Annotated in this window: 20 protein-coding genes; 12 read left to right on the top strand and 8 right to left on the bottom strand. The window is 63.1% G+C overall.

The window, feature by feature from the left end; all coding sequences use genetic code 11:
* The first annotated feature begins 178 nt into the window (after positions 1-178).
* Positions 179-1,219 carry a S66 peptidase family protein gene (locus ACVOL0_RS10335; RefSeq protein ID WP_481549016.1) on the top strand — a complete coding sequence of 347 codons (1,041 nt, stop codon included), beginning with the start codon at positions 179-181 and terminating at the stop codon, positions 1,217-1,219.
* Between the two features lie 49 nt (positions 1,220-1,268).
* Here ACVOL0_RS10335 and ACVOL0_RS10330 read toward each other — a convergent pair whose 3' ends face one another.
* Positions 1,269-2,243 (bottom strand): tetratricopeptide repeat protein, encoded by a 975-nt coding sequence (locus ACVOL0_RS10330; RefSeq protein WP_481549015.1) that lies wholly within the window; start codon positions 2,241-2,243, stop codon positions 1,269-1,271.
* Positions 2,244-2,465: 222 nt separating this feature from the next.
* Here ACVOL0_RS10330 and ACVOL0_RS10325 point away from each other — a divergent pair, with 222 nt between their 5' ends.
* On the top strand, positions 2,466-3,431 hold the full coding sequence (locus ACVOL0_RS10325) for an MBL fold metallo-hydrolase (RefSeq protein WP_481549014.1): 966 nt from the start codon (positions 2,466-2,468) through the stop codon (positions 3,429-3,431).
* Between the two features lie 48 nt (positions 3,432-3,479).
* A complete protein-coding gene (locus tag ACVOL0_RS10320) occupies positions 3,480-3,824 on the top strand; it encodes a DUF6694 family lipoprotein (protein WP_481549013.1) in 345 nt (114 codons plus the stop codon).
* Between the two features lie 156 nt (positions 3,825-3,980).
* On the opposite strand, the gene ACVOL0_RS10315 is transcribed toward ACVOL0_RS10320, so the two are convergent.
* Positions 3,981-4,871 (bottom strand): diguanylate cyclase domain-containing protein, encoded by an 891-nt coding sequence (locus ACVOL0_RS10315; protein WP_481549012.1) that lies wholly within the window; start codon positions 4,869-4,871, stop codon positions 3,981-3,983.
* A gap of 390 nt (positions 4,872-5,261) precedes the next feature.
* On the opposite strand from ACVOL0_RS10315, the gene ACVOL0_RS10310 reads away from it, so the two are divergent.
* From ACVOL0_RS10310 to ACVOL0_RS10300, 3 genes are all read left to right on the top strand, one after another.
* Positions 5,262-6,146: an acyltransferase gene (locus ACVOL0_RS10310; protein ID WP_481549011.1), complete on the top strand. Its 885-nt coding sequence runs from the start codon at positions 5,262-5,264 to the stop codon at positions 6,144-6,146.
* 176 nt (positions 6,147-6,322) lie between these two features.
* A complete protein-coding gene (locus ACVOL0_RS10305) occupies positions 6,323-7,246 on the top strand; it encodes a M14 family metallopeptidase (RefSeq protein ID WP_481549010.1) in 924 nt (307 codons plus the stop codon).
* Between the two features lie 242 nt (positions 7,247-7,488).
* The gene (locus tag ACVOL0_RS10300) at positions 7,489-8,250 is read left to right on the top strand and encodes a transporter (protein WP_481549009.1); all 762 of its coding nucleotides are present in this window, start codon (positions 7,489-7,491) and stop codon (positions 8,248-8,250) included.
* A 9-nt stretch (positions 8,251-8,259) separates the two neighbouring features.
* On the opposite strand, the gene phaZ7 is transcribed toward ACVOL0_RS10300, so the two are convergent.
* Complete coding sequence (phaZ7, locus tag ACVOL0_RS10295; protein WP_481549008.1) at positions 8,260-9,399, bottom strand: extracellular native short-chain-length polyhydroxyalkanoate depolymerase PhaZ7; 1,140 nt, start codon at positions 9,397-9,399, stop codon at positions 8,260-8,262.
* A 105-nt stretch (positions 9,400-9,504) separates the two neighbouring features.
* On the bottom strand, positions 9,505-10,410 hold the full coding sequence (locus tag ACVOL0_RS10290; protein ID WP_481549007.1) for a LysR family transcriptional regulator ArgP: 906 nt from the start codon (positions 10,408-10,410) through the stop codon (positions 9,505-9,507).
* 133 nt (positions 10,411-10,543) lie between these two features.
* Here ACVOL0_RS10290 and ACVOL0_RS10285 point away from each other — a divergent pair, with 133 nt between their 5' ends.
* On the top strand, positions 10,544-11,179 hold the full coding sequence (locus ACVOL0_RS10285) for a LysE/ArgO family amino acid transporter (protein WP_481549006.1): 636 nt from the start codon (positions 10,544-10,546) through the stop codon (positions 11,177-11,179).
* A gap of 201 nt (positions 11,180-11,380) precedes the next feature.
* Here ACVOL0_RS10285 and ACVOL0_RS10280 read toward each other — a convergent pair whose 3' ends face one another.
* Positions 11,381-14,116, bottom strand: coding sequence for a bifunctional diguanylate cyclase/phosphodiesterase (locus ACVOL0_RS10280; RefSeq protein ID WP_481549005.1), 2,736 nt, complete (start codon positions 14,114-14,116; stop codon positions 11,381-11,383).
* A gap of 321 nt (positions 14,117-14,437) precedes the next feature.
* Complete coding sequence (locus ACVOL0_RS10275; RefSeq protein WP_481549004.1) at positions 14,438-15,241, bottom strand: carboxylesterase family protein; 804 nt, start codon at positions 15,239-15,241, stop codon at positions 14,438-14,440.
* 107 nt (positions 15,242-15,348) lie between these two features.
* On the opposite strand from ACVOL0_RS10275, the gene ACVOL0_RS10270 reads away from it, so the two are divergent.
* Positions 15,349-15,639 carry a hypothetical protein gene (locus ACVOL0_RS10270; protein ID WP_481549003.1) on the top strand — a complete coding sequence of 97 codons (291 nt, stop codon included), beginning with the start codon at positions 15,349-15,351 and terminating at the stop codon, positions 15,637-15,639.
* Positions 15,640-15,786: 147 nt separating this feature from the next.
* On the opposite strand, the gene ACVOL0_RS10265 is transcribed toward ACVOL0_RS10270, so the two are convergent.
* Positions 15,787-16,713 (bottom strand): IclR family transcriptional regulator, encoded by a 927-nt coding sequence (locus ACVOL0_RS10265; RefSeq protein WP_481549002.1) that lies wholly within the window; start codon positions 16,711-16,713, stop codon positions 15,787-15,789.
* Between the two features lie 788 nt (positions 16,714-17,501).
* Between ACVOL0_RS10265 and ACVOL0_RS10260 the strand changes: the two genes are divergently transcribed.
* The gene (locus tag ACVOL0_RS10260) at positions 17,502-18,560 is read left to right on the top strand and encodes an HDOD domain-containing protein (protein ID WP_481549001.1); all 1,059 of its coding nucleotides are present in this window, start codon (positions 17,502-17,504) and stop codon (positions 18,558-18,560) included.
* Between the two features lie 85 nt (positions 18,561-18,645).
* On the opposite strand, the gene ACVOL0_RS10255 is transcribed toward ACVOL0_RS10260, so the two are convergent.
* A complete protein-coding gene (locus tag ACVOL0_RS10255) occupies positions 18,646-20,217 on the bottom strand; it encodes a phospholipase D family protein (protein WP_481549000.1) in 1,572 nt (523 codons plus the stop codon).
* A gap of 123 nt (positions 20,218-20,340) precedes the next feature.
* Between ACVOL0_RS10255 and sstT the strand changes: the two genes are divergently transcribed.
* The 3 genes from sstT to ACVOL0_RS10240 are packed head-to-tail and all read left to right on the top strand — an operon-like array spanning position 20,341 to position 22,573.
* A complete protein-coding gene (sstT, locus tag ACVOL0_RS10250) occupies positions 20,341-21,546 on the top strand; it encodes a serine/threonine transporter SstT (protein WP_481548999.1) in 1,206 nt (401 codons plus the stop codon).
* Entirely contained in the window at positions 21,546-22,274 is a 729-nt protein-coding gene (locus tag ACVOL0_RS10245; protein WP_481548998.1) for an AzlC family ABC transporter permease, read from the top strand. The genes sstT and ACVOL0_RS10245 overlap by 1 nt, the downstream gene beginning before the upstream one ends.
* A complete protein-coding gene (locus tag ACVOL0_RS10240) occupies positions 22,271-22,573 on the top strand; it encodes an AzlD domain-containing protein (protein WP_481548997.1) in 303 nt (100 codons plus the stop codon). Before ACVOL0_RS10245 ends, ACVOL0_RS10240 begins: the two co-directional genes overlap by 4 nt.
* Positions 22,574-22,696: the final 123 nt, after the last annotated feature.

Below are 22,696 nucleotides of genomic sequence, written 5' to 3'. Positions count from 1 at the left end.
TGTAGTGCCGAGCCATGCTCGGCAGAGGCGTTCCCGGTAATGCCCCAGCCGAGCATGGCTCGGCTCTACAGGTGGAGCTATCGGCGCAGCCCCAGCCGAGCATGGCTCGGCTCTACCTGGGCTGCTGATAATCTTGGCTGTTACCCTTGGGCGCACATCCCGGGCAACAGGCAGCAACATGGATCGACGTCGTTTTATCGGTGGTACAGCACTGGCAGCGGCCTTGCCGCTGATCGGTATGCAGGGCGCGATGGCTGCCACGCACGGGCAATTGCTGGCGGCCGGCCTCAACAAGGGCGATACAGTCGGCCTGGTCAGCCCGTCCTCGGCCAGCAGCGAGCGGCTCAGCCTGCAGCTGGCGCGCGAGGCGATGGAAGCGCTGGGCTTTGTGGTCAAGACCGGAGCGCATTACGCCGCGCGCCATGGCCACCTGGCCGGCACCGATGCCGAGCGCGCGGGCGATCTCAATGCGATGTTCGGGGACAAGCAGGTCAAGGCCATCATCTGTGTGCGCGGCGGGTCTGGCGCCGCACGCCTGTTGCCGCTGCTCGACTACGACCGGATCCGCGCCAATCCCAAGGTGCTGCTCGGCTATTCGGACATCACCGCGCTGCATTGCGCGATCCAGGCCAAGACCGGGCTGGTGACCTTCCACGGCCAGATCGGCGCAGGCAGTTGGAACCGCTTCAACGTCGATCAGTTCGATCGGTTGTTCTTCAAGCGCGAACTGATGCAGTACCAGAACCGCAGCGACAGCGACGACGAGTTGGTGCCGCGCGAGAACCGCACGCTGACCATCCGTGGCGGCAAGGCGCAAGGCGAACTGATTGGCGGCAACCTGACCGTGCTCACCGCACTGGCCGGCTCGCCCTATCTGCCGGACTTCACTGGCAAGATCCTGTTCCTGGAAGATGTGGCAGAGGCGCCTTACCGAATTGACCGCATGTTCAGCACCTTGAAACTGATGGGCGCGCTGGACAAGATCGCCGGCTTCATCTTCGGTGAGTGCACCGATTGTGCGCCGGGTGATGGTTATGGCTCGCTGAGTCTGGACGAGATCTTCGACGACTACATCCTGCCCTTGAAGATTCCGGCCTACCGCGGCGCGATGATCGGCCACATCAAGGAGCAGTTCATCGTGCCGGTGGGCGGCAAGGCGGAGATGGACGCCGATGCCGGTACGTTCCGGTTGCTGGCGCCGGTGCTGGCCGGCGCTTGATGGTCAGGACGACGTGGCGGGATGCCGTCGCGTCGTCCAATCCCGAGGCTTATTCTTCTTCATCGCTGCTTTCGTCCGCATCTTCATCCTCGGGCGACAGCCACCACGCATGGCCGTCTTCGCGCAGCGGTTGCGGACACTCACGGGTTTCGATGGCGTCGAGGTGACGGCCAGGTTGGCCGGTGACCCAGTCTTTCAACAGTTTCTCGACCGATAGGCGGCTCTGCGCGGCAATGCCGAGATTGCGCTCTACCTGCCATTGTTCCACGTGTTCTTCGTTCGACTCCCGTGCATGGCTGTGCGGCGCGCCGTAGCTGCAACGCAGGCAGTAGTGACGGATGCTGCTGGTCCAGTCTTCGGTGTAACCGATGCCCGGTGCACTGGAACCCAGCAAGGCGTCGAGATCGACGCGACTGTCCGCGCGCACGAACACCACGAAGGTCTGGAACTCGGATGGCTGCAGCCGCTCCAGTTCATTGAAGACATGGACTTCACGCTCGCCGTCGAAGCGCGAGCCGGTGGCCGCGCCGTCATGCAGCACGATATCGCCGAAGCGGTGGCCGCTTTCCGGCAAGGGCACGTTGAGGATGCGTGCGCGCACCGGGTCAATGCGGCGCATGAACACCGTCTCGCCGGCGCTCCAGGGATTCAGGCGCACCACGGCGACGCCGAAGTCGGCATTGATGGGGCCAGCACCTTCAGGAAGGGTGATGTCGCAGGCGGCCCAGAGTTTGCGCACAGTGGTCCACTGACCAAGACCCGTGGCAGCGATGGCTGCGTTCCAGTGCTGGGCTTGGCTGAACTCTTCTGCCAGTTCAATCGCGCGCAGGTTGTCGCGTAGCGAGCCGGCCCATTCCATCTGGTACTTCAGTGCCAGCCCGCGCATGTAGTGGTAGAACGGGTTGTCCGGGTGGTGCTGCAGCAGCAGGTCGAAATTCTGCGTGGCACTTTGCAGCTCGCCGTCTTCAACTGCGGCGTACGCATTGTTGTGGACGCTCTCAAGATCGGGCTGTTCGATGGTCATTGCGTGCGGCAGCGTTGAGGGGGACGACAGATGATCGCATGCGGACTGTGTCCCTGGGCGGCGCATGCAGTCATGTGATTGACATGCCAAATGGTTTTCAGCGGGTTGGGGGCAGCCTGCTGTTTTGGCCGAGCTGCTCGTTAACATGCCAATAACAGGACTATTGCCAGCATCGGCACCGATGCCAATTGAATCCCGTCCTTGGTTTGCTGGAGCAGTGCAATGAGCAACAGGAGCATGTGGTACACAACATCGGCAACAGTGCTGGCACTGACGATAGCGTTGGCAGGCTGTGGCAGGCAGGCGACAGCAGATGGTGCTGCACCGGCGGTTCCGGCGGTAGCGGCGCCAGCAACGGATGACCTCCCGCAAGCCGCCCAGCAAGGGCTCAAGGTTGAAGTGTTCAACCCGGGCGACAGTGGCATCTTCGCGGTGTCTTCCGAGCTTCTCACGGGTGCAACTGAGGCCGTGCTGGTCGATGCGCAGTTCTCCACCGCCGATGCGGCCAAACTGGTCGAGCTGATCAAGGCGTCCGGCAAGAAGCTGACCACCATCTACATCAGTCATGGCGACCCGGATTTCTACTTCGGCCTGGAAACGCTGCATGCCGCGTTCCCGGATGCGCGGATTCTGGCCACGCCGCAGACCATCGCGCATATCCAGGCCAGCAAGGATGAAAAGCTGAAGATCTGGGGACCGCAGCTGGGTGCCAATGCGCCCAAACAGTTGCTGGTGCCTTCTCCCTTGCAGGGAGACAGCCTGCAATTGGAGGGGCAGCAGCTGAAGGTGATCGGCCTGGACGGCGCGAGCCCGCAGCGCACGGCCTTGTGGGTGCCATCCATCAGGACGGTCATGGGCGGGGTGTTGGTGGATGCGGGTTCGCACGTGTTCATGGCCGATACGCAGACGCCGCAGTCGCATCAGGATTGGCTGGCGGCGCTGCAGCAGATCAAGGGCCTGGCACCGGCGCGGGTGATTCCCGGTCACTATGCTGAAGGTGCTTCACAGGACCTGGCGGCGGTTGAGTTCACCGCCAGCTACATCCGCGCCTTCGATGAGGAAGCGGCAAGGGCCAAGGATTCTGGCGCGCTGATAGCGGCGATGAAGCAGCGCTATCCGGGCCTGCCAGGCGAAGCATCGTTGGAACTCAGTGCCAAGGTGGCCAAGGGCGAAATGCCCTGGAAGTAATCGCGCAATGCAGAATGGGTGTCATGCCAGTCTTCAAGGAGGATCATTGTGAAAATTCGCTTTTCTTCAGTTCTCATTGTCAGCCTGCTGGTTGCTGGTATCGCCTGCGCCCACGAGCCCGTTCGCCTGGATGCATCCTCGGATGCCGCAGCTGAGGCCAGCTGGAAAAAAATGATTGAATCGGTCAGTGCTGCGGAAAAGCAGAAGCTGGTGGTGGCCATGCTTCAGATCAATCTGGCCGGTGTGAATTCTGCGTATGAGGTAGCGGGAAATCCTGAGCTGCAAAACCTTGGCATTGCCAGGATAAAAGACAAGGTTGCCGGCCTGAGTGCTGACGAGATCATCGCCTTGGGAAATCGGACGTCCGGCGTCCAGGTCCAGTCGGTCCAATAAGAGCCGGTCACGTAAGCAGACAGCCACCATTCCGTAGACAGGTTTGGTTCGGCTGTTGCTGCACTGGTACAAGCTGGCAGCGCCAGGTTCCGTTGGGTGGCGCTGGTGCCATCTTTACCTTGGCACGCTGCCTCGGCATGCGAAGCGTCACCTGGATCAGGAGATCGGGTTGGAGGCGCGATCCGCAGCGGAGTTGGCAAGGCGTTTCTTCGCCTTGGCTGCATACATGGCGGCATCGGCGTGGCGCAGCAGCGCATCGGCGTCGGCGCCGTCGGCGGGGAAGCAGGCCACGCCCACGCTGGCATCGATCTGTGGAGTGTCGCTGCCCAGGCTCTGCAGCAGCGCCAATCGCGCGCGCAGGGCCGAGGCGATATTCAGTGCGTCATCGGGGCTGGCGCAGGCTGGCAGCACGGCAACGAACTCGTCGCCGCCGACGCGCGCGATCAGGTCATTCTGGCGCAGGCCGTCGCGTAGCTGGCGGGCGGCATCACGCAGCAGGCGATCGCCGGCTTCATGCCCATAGCGATCGTTGGCAGCCTTGAAACCATCCAGATCGATGTAGAGCAATGCCAGCCCGCTGCCGTCACGCGCCGCACGCTCCAGCGCTGCTTCCAGCTCACGCCGCAGGTGATAGCGGTTGGGCAGGCCGGTCAGTGCGTCGTGGCTGGCCAGGTGTTCCAGCTGTCGCTCGACACCACGCAGAGCGGTTACTTCATGGCCGACGCCGATGCGGATGCCGTATTCCGGCAGCCATTTGGCCGACCATTGGATATCGACCACGCTGCCATCCTTGCGGATGTAGCGGTTGCGGAAGTTGGAACGCGGCTTGCCAGCCATTGCATCCAACGCCGACTGCTCGGTGGCTGCGCGGTCCTCCGGATGCACCAGATCCATGATCTGCCTGCCGATGGCCTCGGCCGGGGTGTAGCCGAAGATGGTCTCGAAGGCGGCATTGACCATCAGCAGCTCGCCATCGGGGGCGACCATGCACACCGCGTCAGGCAGCAGATCCAGCACTTCACCCAGCGGTGGCAACTTGAAAGGCATATACAAACAGGACAAGCACGAAGGTTTGGATTATGCCGCGTCCTGACGCCAGCGTATGTCGGGGCGCAGCCGACGGCGGCAGGAGTGTCTGTGAGTGAGCTGGGTAAGGCCGTCGCAGCTGGCCGCAGGGCCGGCACACTGACCGAAGCGCCGAGGACCAAGGCCCTGATCAGCGCCAGATCCGACGGTCGACAGCTTGCCTGCTGCCGCCAGGCTCCCTTTCCCCTGTCGCCGTTGTACGGCAGCTACCAGGGCCGAAAATGCCAATGATTACCGTAAGTTGGCCGAGCTTGCGGGGGCGCTTTCCAGCGTTTGGGATGAAACCTGAAGCGCCGCTTTTGCTACCCTGTACTTCTTTGGGTTCTGGGGTAGCTCCCCACGGTTATTTCCATGGTGTGGTTGCGTGTAGCTCTGATTTTCCCGTTGATCGTGATCAATACGCTGGCCCATTGCCTGCCGTTGTTCGTGGTGGCGCTGTTCAAGGCGGTATTGCCGCTGAAGTCGGTGCGTCGGGCCTGCAATCCGCTGCTCACGGGTTTGGCTGAAAGCTGGATCGCAGTCAACAGCGCAATGATCCATGCCTTCACCGCCACCCGCTTTACGGTCAGCGGTACCGAGGGTTTGGATCGCGACGGGCACTATCTGGTGCTGGCCAACCATCAGAGCTGGGTGGATATCCTGGTCCTGCAGAAAGTATTCAACCGTCGCATCCCGCTGCTGCGCTTCTTCCTGAAGCGCTCGTTGTTCTGGGTGCCGGTGCTGGGCCTGGCCTGGTGGGCCCTGGATTTTCCGTTCATGGGCCGCTACAACCGCAAGCAGATCGCCAAGAACCCGGAGTTGGGGCGGCGCGACATGGAAGTGACCCGCAAGGCCTGTGAGAAATTCGCCAGCATTCCGGTGGCGGTGATGAACTTTGTCGAAGGCACCCGCTTCACGGCCGCCAAGCACGCCGCGCAGGGCTCACCGTTCAAGCACCTGCTCAAGCCCAAGTCCGGTGGCGTGGCCTTCGTGCTGGATGCAATGGGCAAGGGGCTGCATGCCTTGCTGGACGTGACCATCGTCTACCCCAAGGGCATTCCCTCGATGATGGATCTGATGGCCAACCGCTTGCCAGAAGTGAAAGTGCTGGTGCGCAAGCTGCCGATCCCGGCCGAGTTCATCGGCCGCAACTACCAGGAAGATCGTAACTTCCGCGCCCAGTTCCAGCAGTGGATGAATGGCCTGTGGCTGCAGAAGGATGCGGACATCGCGCGCCTGCTTGAGGGCAAGGCCTGAGCTATCCCGTTGGGTTTCGCAGAAGTTCCTCGGTTTTGTAGGAGCGGCGTAAGCTGCGAAGCCGACATTGCTGAAATGCAGGCATTCAAGCTGGCTGAGGATGCGCCAGCTTCGCGGCTTACGCCGCTCCTACGGTGTAAAGTGCGCGCCAACAACCGTATTGAAGAGACCTGTGCATGAGCATTGACGCCGCTTTCTATCCCATTGGTACCCCCGGCCAGGCCTGGGGTGCGCCGGAGCGCGCGCAGTGGCTGGCCCAGCAGAAAGTGCAACGCAGCTATGCCGAAGAAGTGCTGGTCAAGATCGACGCGCTGCGCGATCGTTTCGAGGTGACGCAGTACGGTGAGCTGGACTACCCGTCGGGTCGCTATCCACTGTTTGCTATCCGCAGCCGGAACTGGGACGAGGCCTTGCCGGTGATGTTGGTTACCGGCGGCGTACACGGTTACGAGACCAGTGGCGTGCAGGGCGCGTTGCAGTTCGTCGATCAGCACGCGGCGAGCTACGCCGGCCGCTGCAATCTGCTGGTCGCGCCCTGCGTGAGCCCGTGGGGTTATGAGCGTATCCAGCGTTGGAATGCGTTGGCGCTGGATCCGAATCGCTCCTTCGTGGATAACAGCCCGGCACAGGAATCGGCGGCGTTGATGGCCTTGGTCGCTCCCCTGCTGGGACGCGTGCTGATGCATATCGATCTGCACGAAACCACCGACACCGACGAAACCGAATTCCGGCCGGCACTGGCCGCGCGCGACGGCAAGCCGTTCGAGCCGGGCGAAATTCCGGACGGCTTCTATCTGGTGGATGACACGGAGAACCGCCAGCCGCAGTTCCAACAGGCGGTGAACGCCGAAGTAGCCAAGGTTACCCATCTGGCTCCGGCCGACGAGCGCGGTGAGATCATCGGATCGGCCGTGGTAGCCGAAGGCGTCATCGAGTATCCGCTCAAGGCCCTGGGCCTGTGTGCCAGCGTCAGCGGTGCGCGTTACACCACCACCACCGAGGTCTATCCGGACAGCGCCAAGGCGACGCCGCAGCAATGCAACGAGGCCCAGGTTGCCGCGGTGATCGGTGCCTTGAACTACGCACTGACACATCGCTGAGCCAGCGCAGCAGTAGCTTTGTTGAAAGCCCATCCGCTGCCATCGGGTGGGCTTTTCGTTTGCGCGTTCGGACCTCGGTTTGCCGCCCAGGTAAGCGCAGCGCACCCGGGAAGACGCACAGCTGCTGCGCTGCGGTAGGTAGCCCGCAGCGGGTGCTCCGCATCCCCGGCTTCCACGCCGTGTATTCGGAGGGACGGTGCTGCTTTTCGATGTTCACACTGCCAAGCCGCAGGCCATGCAACATGGCGAACATGAAGTCCTCGATTCTCCTGTTTGCACTGCTGGCACTGGCCGGCCGCCAAGCCTGTGCCGAAGACGCACCGGAATTCGACCGACCTGGCATCGGCTTTGCCACCAGCACGGTTGGCAAGGGCGCGTTCGCCTGGGAGCAGGGCTTGCCTGATGCCAGTCGCGATCGCCGCGATGGCATGACTACCACCTCATGGACCGCGGACACGCTGCTACGCTTCGGGCTTGCCGATACGCTGGAGCTGCAACTGGGCGCGGATAGCTGGAGCGGGCTGCGGCTGCGCAGCCCCGGTATGCGGGTGCAGGAGAGCGGGGGCGGTGATGGCAGTGTGGCACTGAAGTGGGCGCCCCAGCTGGCTGATGAGCAGCTGTCAGTGGCATTCAAAGGCGGGGCCAACCTGCCTTGGGGCAGGGCACCGCTGGGTGATGCGGGGCATGACTACGACCTGGGCGTCACTGTGGCAAGGGCACTGCCACATGACAGCAGTCTGGCCCTGTATGTCGATCGGCAATGGGGCGATGGCGGCAGCGGTTGGATGGTATCGCCCAGCTATGGCTTCGCGTTGCGGCCACAGTTGTCGGCCTATGTCGAAGCCGGCTATGGCACCGGCGCGCAGTACATGCGTGCGGCCGGCGCAGGTGTGACCTGGATGGTAGGCCCGCGCGTGCAGTTGGACGCATCCTTCCTGCGCGGGCTGGATGCCGGCACCACCGATTGGCAGGGTGGTGTCGGCGTGTCGATGTACTTCAATTGAGCGCTGCGTTCAGCGATTGACCGCCGGCCCATATACGCCGCTGTAACCGGCCGCGCAATCGCTGCTGCAATCACTGGTCAGCATGTTGCGCACGATCAGGCCAGCATTGTTCTTCGAGCGGAAATGGCCGACGCCATTGCTGGTATCGCCGCCGCCAAAGTTGTAAGGGCTGCCATCGCTCCAATCCCAGTCAAAACTATAGGCACTGCTACCGGCACCGATGTCGACTTGTGCATAGACGTTGGTGGCGCTGTTGAACAAGGCGCCATCGGCGCAGCCGCTGCTGTAGCTGGTGGTGAAGCAGTGCACCTGGTCACGCGAGCCTGCGGTGATGGTGTAGAAGCGTATGCCGGTGTAGGTAGCCGGGAACGTTCGCAGGCTGCCGCTGCCACTGCCGGTCCAGCGGTTGTAGCCGTAGTAGGTGACGCCAGTGCTCGGGTACAGGCCGAAGGTGTAGTAGGTGTAGGGATAGACATAGGCTTCGGCATTGCAGGTGGGTGCCAGTGCCGATTGATAGCCCGTGCTGCGGCAGGTCTGCAGGCCGCGTAATCCGCCAGCGATGTTGATGAAGCGGCGCACGCTGGTTTGATTGGCGTTGTACTTGATCGATGCCAGCGCCATGGTCGCACCCAGCGAGTGGGTGACGATGTCGACCTGGCTTTTACCGGTGTAGGCCTTGACCTTGTCGATGAAGGTCTTGAGGGTCTGATAGGTGGCCGGCGAGTGGTAGTTGTTCTGCGGCGCGGCGCGCTCGCTGGCGCTGAGGTAGGTGATGCCGAACAGTTCGCAGTCGTTGTAGCCGGCAGCCTTGAGCTCGGCATAGATCGAGCGCGGTGGGGTACTGTAGCCCGTCACTGCACCGGCCGGCATGTCGAAGCTGATGGCGCTGTCACCGTTGCCGGGAATGAATACCACCGGGGTTCTGGTCGCGGTGCAACTGCCGCCACCGAAGCCGCCCTGACCGACGCCAGGACTGAAACCGCCGGCATATTGGTTGGCGCTGCCGCTGCAGGTATAGCCGTTGTTGCTGCCGCACTCCAGTGCCTCGGCGTCACCCGCTGCCAGCATCAGCATGGCACCGGCCAGCGGCGCGGCGAATGCGCTGAGCAGCCATGAGGAAACGACGGTGGCATCACGTGTGTTCGACATCTGGCTGCTCCGGTGGGTGTGCGTTGATCAACCCAGCATCCGCCGGTACCGGCGCCGCAGGCAGTGTCCTTTAGGGAAACTTGCAGTGCAGCAACCCCGCCGTGGTTATTTGCGCTTGCGTATCAGCATGGTTGAAGCCTGCAGGATGGCGCGGGTCAGCAAGGCCATGGTTTTGACCTCGCCCTTCCAGTGCTGCCAATACAGCGGCACGTCTTCCCAGGCACGGGCTTTGACATAGACCAGGCGGCCGCTTTCCAGATGCCGGCGCACCAGCGGCAGCGGATTCATGGTCCAGCCCAGTCCGCCCAGGTTGGCATGTACGAAAGCGCGGGTGGAGGGAATCCACCAGGTCGGTGCGTTGTGCGCTTGTTCAACGCCGGCCAGGCGGCGCGCGTAACGGGCCTGCATATCGTCCTTGCGGTTGAACACCAACACCGGGGCCTGGGCCAGCGCCTGGGCAGTCACGCCCTTGGCGAAGTAGCGGGCGTGGAATTCGGGGGTGCAGGTGGCTGCATAGCGGATGCTGCCCAGCGCATGGATCTGGCAGCCCTGCACCGGCTCGGACAAGGTGGTGACCGCCCCCATGACCGCGCCCTGGCGCAACAGCGCAACGGTATGGTCCTGGTCTTCGGTATGCAGGTCCAGGGTGGTCGAGGTGCTCTGCGAGAACGCCTGCACGGCCTCCGGGAACCAGGTTTCCATGCTGTCGTGGTTGACCGCCACCGGGATGCTGGCCCGCGGCAGCTCGGCATCGCTGAGACCGATCCGCTCGAAGGCGTCGCGCTCGAGCAGGGCGGTCTGCTCGGCCAGCTGTACCAGCACCTGGCCCTCGGGCGTCGCCTCGGTGGGAATGGTGCGCTTGATCAATAGTTTGCCGACTCTGTCCTCAAGCGCCTTGATCCGTTGCGATACCGCCGAGGCGGTGACGTTCAGCGATAGCGCCGCGCGCTCGAAGCTGCCTTCGCGGATGACGGCGGCCAGCGCCCGCAGCTGGGCATGATCGATGCGCATATTAAGTTCTGCTAATGATGGTTAACGAAGTTTAGCTCTACTTCTCCGTGCTGCATTGCGACAATTGCCGCGTCCGGACGTAACCGGTGGGTTCTCCCGCTACGTCCTTCCCCCAGTAACAAGGTTTTTCCTCATGTTCTCGGTTATTTCCGCCCAAGCTGCCGGCAGTGCCTGGCTCAGTGGTGCCGGTATCGGTATTGGTCTGTTCGCCATCGTCGGCGCGCAGAGTGCGTTCATCCTGCGCCAGGGCATCATGCGCCAGCACGTGATTCCGATCATTGCCACGTGTTTCGCCATCGACGCGGTGTTCATCATGGCCAGCGTGGCCGGCCTGCGTCAGCTGACCGCGCAGTTGCCGTGGCTGACGACCGTATTGCTGTGGGGCGGCGTCGCCTTCCTGAGCTGGTACGCGGCGCAGTCGGCGCGGCGTGCAGTGGTGGGCGGTGGTGGCATGAACCTGGATGACAATGGCGAGCAGTCGTTGCGCACGGCGCTGATGGCTGCGGCTGGTTTCTCCATCATCAATCCGCACTTCTGGCTGGACATGATGGTGATTGGTTCCATCGCCGACAACTTCGGTGAGTCGCGCATGGCCTTCGCCATCGGCGTGGTGACCGCCAGCGGTGTATGGCTGACGGTGCAGGGCCTGGGCGCACGGATGCTGGCACCGTTGTTCACCAAGCCGTCCACCTGGCGGATTCTGGATGGCACCATCGCGGTGATCCTGAGCGTGCTGGCCTTGACCCTGGCGATCCGCGGGGTCAACTGAGGTCAGGCTTGATCCGGGCAGGTTGGGTGTGTCCGGGTCATACCGGGGCACGGCCGGCCGGACGCTTCCGCCGCCGTGGCAACGTAGCCCGGGTAAGCGCAGCGCACCCGGGAGTAGAAATCTGTCGTTCTTCCGGAGCGCCAAACAACAGCCCCGGGTGCGTTGCGCTTACCCGGGCTACGGCTGTGGATGCTTTCGCGGCTACGTGGCCGGGCTCCAGCGTGCCGGCCACTGCAGGATGAAGTCCTCTACCTTCGCCAACGGCATTGGTCGTCCAAACACATAGCCCTGGCCCTCGGCACAGTGCTCTTCCTTCAGCTGGTCCAGTTGCGCCTGGGTTTCGACACCTTCGATGGTGGTGCTGATACCCAGCTTTTCGCACAGGTGCGATACCGCACCGATGATGGCGCTGCCCTGGCTTTGTTCGCCCAGGTCGCGGACGAAGGACTTGTCGATCTTGACCTTGTCGAACGGGAACGCGCGCAGGTAGCCGAGCGAGGAATAGCCGGTGCCGAAGTCATCCATCACGATCGACACGCCGGCCATCTTCAGCCGCAGCAGCTGTGCCGATGCCGCCTCGATGTTGGCGATCAGCGCGTTTTCCGTGATCTCCAATTCCAGCCGTGCCGGCGCCAGCCCGGTTGCTGCCAACACCAGTTCGACGTCTTCGGCCAAGGTGGGCTGGGCCAGCTGCGATACCGACAGGTTCACCGCGACCTTCATCTGCTGCGGCCATTGGCTTGCATCCTGCGCGGCCTGGCGCAGCACCCATGCGCCCAGCGGCAGCATCATCCCGATATCTTCGGCCAAGGACAGGAACTCGCTCGGTTCGAGCAGGCCGCGTTGCGGGTGGTTCCAGCGCAACAATGCTTCAAAGCCGGTGACCTGGCGCAGGCGCAGGTCCACCAATGGTTGGTAGTGCAGTTCAAACTGCTGCTGTTGCAGGGCTGCGCGCAACTCGGTTTCCAGCTGCCGGCGGCGTTGCATGCGGGTGTCCATCTCCGCCTCGAAGAAACGATAGCAGCCGCGGCCTTCGTCCTTGGCCCGGTACAGCGCCAGATCGGCATTGCGCATCAAGGTGTCGGCGGCGTTGGCCTGGTTGTCGATGAGGACGATGCCGATGCTGGTGCTGATGGCGAATTGGTGGTTCTCCAGTTCGATACTGCGACCCAGTTCATCCACCAAGCGGGCTGCCAATGATGAGGCCGCCTCGGGCGCGCGGCTCTCCGGTGCCATCAGGATGGCGAATTCGTCGCCGCCCAAGCGTGCGACCAGGTCATTGCCACGGACGCAGCCGAGGATGCGCTGGGCGACTTCCTGCAGCAGGCGGTCGCCGGTGGGATGGCCAAGACTGTCGTTGACCTCCTTGAAACGGTCCAGGTCCAGCAGCAGCAAGGCGCTGTGATGGCCGCGGTGGGCGGCGATCAAGGCCTGGTCCAGCTTCTCGAACAACACGCTGCGGTTTGGCAGCGCGGTCAGTGGATCATGCTGTGCCAGGTAGGCGATGCGCGCCTGTGCCTGGCGCCGCGCATCCACATCCTCCAGCACACCGGCCCAACTGCTCAGGCTGTGGCCGAAGCGGGCGCCACGCGCGCGCAGCCAGCGCCACTTGCCGTATAGGTCCAGTACGCGGAACTCCACGTCCAGGGAGGCGGCGTTGGTGGCAGTGAAGCTCTGTTCCAAGGCGATTTCTATCTGTGGCAGGTCGTCTTCGTTGACCCGCCGCAGCCAGCCTTTGCCCAGTGCATGGTCATCAGGTTGTCCGGTCAGCTCGCGCCAGCCCGTGGCTGAAAGCACCGTTCCATTGCGATCGGATTGCCAGAGCACCAGTGCGCCGGCTTCGGCCACGGCGCGGTAGCGTTGCTCGCTGGCCTTGAGGTCACGGGCCAGATCGCGCGCCTCATCGGCGCTCCGCTTCAATGCATCGACGGTGCCGCTGAGGCTGCTCTGCAGGCTGCGCACTTCGCGGATGCGGGAGGGCTGCGGGTCGGGCAGGGCGGCGATATTGTCGGCAACGCGATTGCTGCGTTGGGCCAAGGCCCGGATCGGCAGCAGGATGCTGCGGGCGATCGCATTGGCCCAGAGCAGGGCGATCACAGCTGCGACAATGCCGCCGAAAATGATCCCCAGCAGCGGCTGTTGCCAACGCGCCTGGAAGCTCTGTTGTGGTTCTCCCACCACCAGAGTCCAGCCCGGCGCGGCCTGCAGCCTGTGGAAGGCGAAGATCACCGGCGTGCCCTCGTTGCTGCTGGCGTCGAACAGCCCGTGCTTGCCGCCACTACGCTGCAACACCCTCCAGTCGGGTACGCGCTTGCCGATGTAGCGCTCTGGTGACAGTGATCGGGCAGCAATGACGCCATTGTTGTCGACCACCGCAGCCAGCAGTTGTTGGTCGTTGCCTGTGGCCATGATGCTGGCAATCAGGCGATTGGAGGGTTGCACCATGGTCAGCACGCGGACGTCGTCGGCATCGCCGAAAGGCAGGGCGATGGCCACTTCCGGGGTGTTGGTGATCGCGTTGGTGAACAGGTCCGAGACCTTTACCTTGTCGTCGTGGCGTGCGTCGTCCAGCAAGCCCGGCGGCAGCGCACGGGCTTGCTCGCTGTCGTCCTGGATCAGCCGTATGTCGGGATTCTCGCGAGCCCATGCCCGCAGCTGCGGAGCGGTTTCCTGCAGCTGCGGTGCCAGCAAAGACAATAGACGCAGTTGGTTGACGTTGTCTTCGATGCCTTGATCGACGGCGCGCGCCAGGGCGGCGGCGGTTTCCTGCAGGCGTTGCTCGGAACCGTGGCGGTAGTCGCGGGCAGCGTTCCAGACCGCTATGGCGCCAATGACCAGCAGCGGCAGCAGCGTGGCAAGGATCAACAGATGCAATCGGGAATGGAGGCCACGGGTACGCGGCAACTGGTCAAGCGTTGCCGATGTGGTAGTTGCCAAGCCTGAGTCTCCGGTTTCCGTTGCAGCCAAGCGCATTGCGCCGCGCTACCTGCGGGATCGCGGGCATGCTGCGGCGCTGTTATGGCACGAACCCTGCATGTTTGTGAAGCGCGGTGCAGCGCAGAGGTGTTCGTTGTGGCCTGCCGGGTCGTACCTGCAACTGTCCAACCCATCCTGTGGAGGGGCGGTGTAGAGGAGACGGCTGATGCGTGATAGGTGTCACGCTATTGCACATCGGTGCCCTTCAATGCCCGAAGGATTGCGAGGCGACGTGACCTGGTCCACTTCGCTGGCCGACGGCGGGGCCCACATCGGGAACGGTTAACGTCGTTGTTGGGCAAACATCCATTCCCACATCGCCGGGTTGCGGTAGGTCGGGTCCCAGGCATTGTGGAAGACATCCGGGTACTCGGTGTAGCGGAAGCCCGCGCCCAGCCGCTGGCTGGCAGCGGCGATGGCGCGATCGTCTGTGGTCGGCACCAGTTCGTCCAGGGCGCCATGGAAGATCCAGGTCGGCACATCGCGCAGGCGGCTGACGGCACTTTGGTAAGGATCTGCGGCATCGGCGACCTGGTCGACCATCAGCCCGGGCCGGTCGGCGCGTGGCGCGCGCAGCGCCCCGCAGATCGGCACCAGCGCGGCGAACTGGGTGGGGCGGGTCAACGCCAGTTCCCAACTGCCATAGCCGCCCATCGAAATGCCGGTCAGGTAGATACGTTGTGGATCAGCAGCGAACTCGGCGCTGGCCGCATCCAGAACCGCCAGCGCCATACGCGCGTTGCGTCCGCGCCATTCTTCGCCTTCCGGCACCTGGGGGAACACCACCAACGCCGGAAAGCTGTCCATGTTCTGGGTCAGCCAGGGGCCCACCCCGGCCAGGGTGGGCTTGAGTCCGTCGTTGCCGCGCTCGCCGGAGCCGTGCAGGAACAGTACCAGCGGGCGCGCAGGCGCCGCTGCGGCTGCAGCAGCGGGGACGAACACCTGGTAACGGAACTGCTGGCCTTCGAACTCGAGTTCCCGCGCGACGAAGTGCCCTTTGTCAGCTGCGGTATTGGCGGTGGAAGTCAGGCTGCTGCAGCCTGGTAATAAAACCAACAGACATAGCGCTATCAGAATACGACCCATTGCATCGGCTCCTTGGCAGAAGTCATCAGCCTAGCCTGATTGTGCGTATGCCAGAATGCTTTTGGATACACCGCCGTGGCGGTCTGGGCTGTTATTGGGAGTTGCGGATGAAGAAGCTGCTGATCGTTGCGTTGGTAACATTATTGGCTGCCTGCAGCCAGGGCCTGAGCGGCACCTGGGCCGATGGCATGGGAATGGTCAGCTACACCTTTGCGTCTGATGGCAAGGTCACGGTTGAGATGCTGGGCAAGGCGCAGCAGACCCGTTACACCCGTGACGGCAACACACTGAAGGTTGCGGTGCCTGGCACCGAAGCGGAGTCGGTGGACTTCATCGTCAACGAGGATGGCTCGCTGCAAGGGCCGATGGGCGTGCGCCTGCACAAACAAAAGAGATGACGCCGTAGCCGCAAATTGTACGGCGCCGATCCTGGCAGCCCATGCGGGTGCGGGCTGCCAAACGCGAACGTCAGGGGTATGCCATCCGAACGCGGCCGCTGATGCCTTCTGCATCAACAGGTGTTGCGGGGCGTTGCTGGAACGCGCTCAAGACAGCTGCAGCAATCCTTCAATTTCTTGCGCGGCTTTACCGACTTGAACGCTCAGTGCCGCTTTCATGTCTGCGGGCAATACCGAGCGCGGGACCATGATGCTGATCGATGCCAGCACATTGCCGCCACGGCCACGCAACGGGTAGGCCACCGCCGAGACGCCGGGCTGATAAAACGATTCGCTGATGGCGTGGCCGCGTGCACTGTCGTTGCCCAGCAGCTCAATCAGTTCCCGCGGTGTCTTTGGCCCCTGTTCGGAGGTGAGCGTAAATGCCGCTTCCGGGTACAGGGAGCTCAACTCCTGCTCCGGTATTGCCATCAGCAGCACGCGGCCTGTTGCGGTGCAATGGGCGGGTAGACGGGTGCCGACACTGACCCCCGTAGGCAGCTCGCCGACCGCGCTGGCACGGGCTACATACACGACGTCGCGGCCATCGAGTACGCACAGTTGGGCCGAGTAGCTGGTGGTGTCTCGTAGCCGCTGGATGATGGGTTGCCCGATCTGCACTATGTGCATCGCTGATAGATAATCAAAACCCAGTCGCAGAACGCTGATGCCAAGCCTGTAGCCGCCGCTGGCGTGGTTACGATCCAGAAAACGCATCTGTTCCAGCGTCTGTATGGTGCGATAGGCCGATGCTTTGGGCATGCCTGTGCGTTGGCAGACCTGGGTGAAGCTCAGTTCGCCACGTTGCCGTCCGAACAACAGCAACATGTTCAGGCCCTTCTCCAGTGCCGGCACCATGTAGCGATTGGATTCTTTTGCAGGTGTAGATTGGGCTGTGGACATATCCATCCTCCCTTTAGTTGAAGACAGGCCGCCATTGGCGGGCAGGCACTGCCCGCTGACGAAATCCGAAAGGGCTGACAGGTGGTGCATCACAATCGTATCGATGGCGATGGGATAGTGCGGACGCTGCAAGGAGCGCTGTTTTCGTACGTAGCGTGGCATTCGGCAGGAGCTTGTTCGCTTGCCTGGTGCAGGGGGAGCCTCGGCGCGATTGCAATGGGGCAGTAAACGCCGGAGCGCAATACATGCGCCATTGACCTCGATACGTCCGATTTACCTATCGGCCGCCTTGATCGTGCGGGGGTATTCATCAGGTGTCTTTGGTTGAGTGTCGTAGTTTCCCGGTTCATGGCGTCTTCGCGCCCGCTGACGGCGGGGGTTTTATGGTTGAAACTAACTATGTTTCCCGGGTTGATGATTAAACATAACAGCGTCAAGGATGCTGGCAATAAGGAAAGCTGCCATTCGCATGTGCTGTTATTCACAGATTTGACGCTCAACGCGAATTCTTTGTTGATTGGAGTGGCGGGCTTTGGCTCCGCATGTCCGCTGAATGTAAAGTTTGTTCAACTGGTGAAACCCGGGTGCTCTTTTTGATTGTCGATGCTTGCTTGATGCCATGGTCGACTGGGTATTGGCCGCACCTGGATGAGTGGCGTGCGGAGCCCCACTGTGGATAGGGATGTTGTGGTTTTATTGGTGTTCTGTATTTCTGTTTTGCTGCGTTGGGGTGCTGGGTATGCCTTCGGACTTTTCCTGAAATCCACGGGCGCCGAGTAAGTTGAAATTGGCAGGATGGTGGTGCCGCACTCATTCAAGCTGCGGATCGCGAGTTGTCCGGAGTGTGGCTTGGGCTAAAGAAGTGTCGGCGCTGGCCGATACTCCGGGCAGCTTTCCGTGCGGACCATTTTGTATTTGCCATGGTGATTATTTCGGCAGTGATTGCAGCAGTGGTTGCCGGAGGCGTGGTTTGGCTCTGGCAGCGACGCAATGGCGATGCGGCACCTTCGCAACGGGGGCTGCGTGTGCCACCGTCGGTGGGTGCGGCGGTAGCCGAGGATGCTGCGGTCGTCGTCAGCGTTGACGATCTGCAGCGGCGCTTTCTGCTCAGCGCGCTGGGCGCCGCCGATACGCCGACCGATGCGCTGCGCGTACAGCGTGCGGTGGTGGACGACGTGGTTGCGGCACTGAGCCGCGCGGACATGTCCTCGCGCTACACGCCGCGGCGACCGAATCTGCTGCCGCAGTTGATCCAAAGCGTGAATGACAGTGCCGCGTCGTCGCGTTCCATCGCCCGCATCATCGGCAGCGATGCGGTGCTCGCGGCAACCTTGCTGCGTATCGCCAACAGCCCGTTGTACCGGCTGCAGCGGCAGGATGTGCAGAGCATCGAGCGGGCGGTGACGCTGATTGGCAACGATGGCATCCGTCAGATCATTTCCGCCGCGTTGGTGCAGCCGGTCATGGAGTCGGCCAGCGGCATTGATGCCGAATTTGCGCGCTTGCTTTGGGAATACACCTTGCGGGTATCGTTGGCTGCTGCCGACCATGCGCGCAGCGTGGAGCGCGAGGATGGCTTCGCTGCGCAGCTGGCTGGTCTGCTGCTGGGCCTGAGCGCGGCCATGGCAATGCAGGCCGCCGCCGATGTGCTGGCGCGGCCGCCGCTGCGGGCACGCGAGCCGGGCACCTTGCTGGAAGTGTTGGAGCGCTGCAGCGCGCCGACCGCGGTGCGGATTGCCGGGCATTGGAAGTTGTCGGCGCCGATCGTGCAGGCACTCAAGCAGGTGGAGACGCCTGTCGCCACGGGTTTGGGGCGCTCGTTGCAGATCGGGCAGGTGGCCGCCAGCGCCGCGATGCTGCATGCGCAGGGCCTGATCAGCGAGGCCGAGGCCAATGCGGCGCTTGCCAGCCAGATGCCCGAACACGTGGCGGCATGGTTGTGGAAACGGATGACGCAGACGGACGGCACATTGCAGTGAGGCATGCAGCGTCGGGCCGCGGCGCGTACCGGGTCTGCATTCGGATATGTTCGGGAACATCGCCCCGCAGTGTCGTCTGCTCAGGCTAGAGCTGTGACTCCAGCGGCAACCAACTGATCACCTGGGTGCTGGCGCGCTGCATCAGCCCGGTGTCCGGTTCGGTACGCAGACTGATCGGCGGTGTGCTCGCGCGGTCCAGCCAGCGTAGCTCGTGATCCTTGTTGAGATATATCCAGTAACTCAACTCCGCACTGGACAGGCGCAGGTATTCCTCGCGCAGGCGTGCGGCCAGTACCGGGTCATCGAACAGCGCGCCCATTTCAGTGTTGAGGTAGGCCGAGCGCGGGTCGAGGTTGAACGAACCGACGAAGCCACGGCGGTCATCCACCACGAAGGCTTTGGTGTGCAGGCTGGCACCGCTGCTGCCGAAGGTGGATGCCTTCTCTACGTGTCCACGGGCTTTGAGTTCGTACAGCTGCACGCCACCGGCCAGCAGCGGACGCCGGTAATGCATATAGCCGCTATGCACGGCGGGTACGTCGTTGGCGGCCAGCGAATTGGTGATGATGCCGACCTGCACACCGTTGTGCACCTGCTGGATCAAGCCTTTGGTGCCGACTGCGCCGGGCACGAAGTAGGGCGAGATCAGCAGTGATTTGTGCTTGGCGCTGCCCAATACGTCGACCAGCTGGCTGACCAGCCATTGGCTGCTGTCGCCGCCGCTGGGCTTGCGCGGAGGATCGGAGCGGATCCTCACGCCGTCGGTCCAATGCAGGTCAAGTTGCTTGCTGAGGTAGGCATCGGTGAAATGCACTCGCACCCGCTGCAGGTAGGGTTCGGCCTCCTTCTGGCGCGCGTCCAGTTCGGCCTGGCTGATGAAGTTGGCCATCTGCTGGTCGGTACTTTGATGCAGGGCGGCGATCGGGACCACCGCATCGCTGTTCCAGAATTCGTCGAAGATGCTGCTGGCATCGCTGGCGACCGGGCCGGCCAGCAGCAGATCAAGATCACGGAAGTTCACATCCGGGCGGGCGTCGAAGTACTCGGCGCCGATATTGCGGCCACCAACGATGGCCACGCGGCCGTCGGCGATCCATGCCTTGTTGTGCATGCGGTGGTTGATGCTGAAGACACGCTGCACCATCTCGACCAATCGCCACAGTCCGTCGCGGTTGCGGAACGGGTTGTAGAGGCGGATCTCGATGTTGGGGTGCTGGTCCAGCGCCAGCATCTGCGGGTCCAGGCCGGCGGCGTTCATGTCATCCAGCAGCAAGCGTACGCGCACGCCGCGTTCGGCGGCCTGGTAAACGTCATGGGCCAGCAGGTGGCCGAGCAGATCGTCGTGCCACATGTAGTACTGCAGGTCCAGGCTGCGTCCGGCCTGGCGGGTGATGATGGCGCGCGCGGCGTAGGCCTCCAGTCCGTCGGACAGGTAGACCGCGCCGCTTTTGCCCGGGTGGTCGGCCAGCAAGGGTTGCAGTTGGCGGTCGATCAGGGTCTGCTGCGCCTGTAGTGGCAGAGCCTGCGAAGGTGTGCCGACGGCCTTCGGGGTGAGGTGGTCACCCAGCAGCAGGCCGCTGCCGATCAGCAGCAGCACAACGGCCAGCAGATAGGCCAGGAACCGCAGCAGGCGTTTGGGGCGATGCTTGTTTTCCATGCGCGCATCCTAACGGTGTTGGTGACCTGGCGGCAGTTTGTCCTGATTCCATGACGTTCCGGGGGTGCGGGGAGCGCCCCCGGTGGGCGAGAATCGGGGTTTGCGTTTGCCGCGAGCCCTGTAATGACCGAACGTTCTTCCTCCTTCCGAGCGCCCAGTCTGGTGCTGCAGATTGTCATCGGCCTGATCGCAGGCATCGTGCTGGCGATGCTCTGGCCTGCCGGCGCGGCCGCCGTGGGCCTGCTCGGCACGGTATTCATTTCCGCGTTGAAGGCGGTGGCGCCCATCCTCGTGCTGGTACTGGTCACGGCCTCCATCGCCAATCATCAGCAGGGGCAGAAGACCCATATCCGGATGATCCTGGTGCTGTACCTGATCGGCACCCTGGCTGCGGCCATGGTCGGGGTGGCAGCCAGCTTCCTGTTTCCCAGCACGTTGACACTGAAGGCTGCCGAGGCTGGCATGAGCGCGCCTGGCGGTATTGGCGAAGTGCTCAAGACCTTGCTGATGCAGATCGTCGACAACCCGGTGCACGCGCTGCTCAACGCGAACTACATCGGCTTGCTGGCATGGGCGGTGGGCCTGGGCCTGGCGCTGCGCCATGCCAGCCAGACCACCCGCAGCCTGGTCAGTGATTTCTCCGATGCTGTTACCTGGGTGGTGCGCTTGGTGATCAAGCTGGCGCCGTTGGGCGTGTTCGGTATCGTTGCCTCGCTGTTGGCCGAGTCTGGTCTGGGGGCACTGAAGGACTACCTGCACCTGCTGGCGGTGCTGATTGGCGCGATGCTGTTCATGGCCTTCGTCGGCAATCCGCTGATCGTGGCCGTGGTGACTCGCCGCAACCCTTATCCGCTGGTCCTGCGCTGCCTGCGCGAGAGTGGCATCACAGCGTTCTTCACCCGTTCCTCGGCGGCAAACATCCCGGTCAACATGGAACTGTGCCGCAAGCTCGGCCTGCATGAGGACACCTATTCGGTGGCGGTGCCGCTGGGTGCGACCATCAACATGGCCGGTGCGGCGATCACCATCTCGGTGCTGACCCTGGCGGCGGTAAATACCCTGGGTTATGCGGTGGACCTGCCAACCGCGCTGCTGCTCAGCGTGGTTGCCGCGGTTGGTGCCTGCGGTGCCTCCGGTGTGCCAGGTGGTTCGCTGTTGCTGATTCCGCTGGCCTGCGGCCTGTTCGGCATTCCCAACGAGATCGCCATGCAGGTGGTCGGTGTCGGCTTCATTGTCGGCGTGGTGCAGGACTCGGCTGAAACCGCCTTGAACTCATCCACCGATGTGGTGTTTGTCGCGGCGGCCGAACAAGCGCGCGGACGCGCCTGATGGCCATGGCCGCGCGCATCACGCCAGCGGTACGCATCGGTGCGTCGATAGCGATTGCGACTGGGCTGTATGGCATTTCGTTTGGTGCGCTGGCGGTGGCATCGGGTTTCAGCGTGGCGCAGACCGCCGCGCTGAGCCTGTTGATGTTCACCGGTGGCTCGCAGTTCGCCTTCATCGGGGTGATCGGTGCAGGCGGTGCGGGTGCGGCGGCGTTTGGCGCGGCCACGTTGCTGGGCATCCGCAACGCGGTATATGGCGCGCAGATCAACCGCATGCTGCGCCCGCGCGGTTGGATGAGACCGCTGGCGGCGCAGGTCACCATCGACGAGTCGGCGGCCACTGCGGCCAGCCAGCGTGATCCGCAGGAGCAGCGGCGCGGCTTTTGGGTTGCCGGGCTGGGCGTTTATTTGTGCTGGAACCTGTTCACCCTGCTGGGTGCCGTACTTGGTGATGCGCTGGGCGATCCGCGCCAATGGGGCCTGGATGGTGCTGCTGTTGCCGCCTTCCTTGGCTTGCTGTGGCCGCGTCTGCGCTCACGTGAACCGGTGGCAATAGCCGTGGTCTGCGCCTTGGTGACGGTGCTGGCGCTGCCATGGGTGCCGCCGGGTGTGCCGATTCTTCTGGCCGCAGCGGTCGCTGCTGTCTGGGGTTGGTTTGGGCATGGCCCGGCAGATGAGGGGTTGGAGCCTGATGTTGTGCCGAAGGTCGAGCAGGAGTCGCTGCGATGACGCTGTGGGCGTGGATCGTACTGGGCTGCGTTGCCGCTTGGGCAATCAAGTTCGCCGGCTATCTGGTGCCGGTGCGCTGGCTGGAATCGCCACGCATGAACCGCGTGGCTGGCTGCCTGACGATAGGCCTGCTGGCCTCGTTGACGGCAATGAACACCGTGTCGGCCGGGCAGGGCCTGGCCTTCGACGCGCGCATTGCCGCGTTGTTGGCGGCAGCAGTTGCGTTGATGCTGCGCCTGCCGTTTCTGTTGGTGGTGATTGTGGGCGCGGCAGCGGCGGCGGTAGTCCGTTTGCTGTGAACGCAGTTGGGGGTTGTGGGGGCGGCGTCAGCCGCGAAACTGGCAATACATCTGGCCACACCACAAAAACGGCATCACGCGATGTGCAGTCACAGGCGTTCCGCGCGCTGTCGGTTCACCGGC

The organism is Stenotrophomonas sp. STEN021 (genome assembly GCF_056760175.1).
Note: the sequence above shows the minus strand (reverse complement) of the source record. Positions and strands in the feature narration are given on the sequence as shown.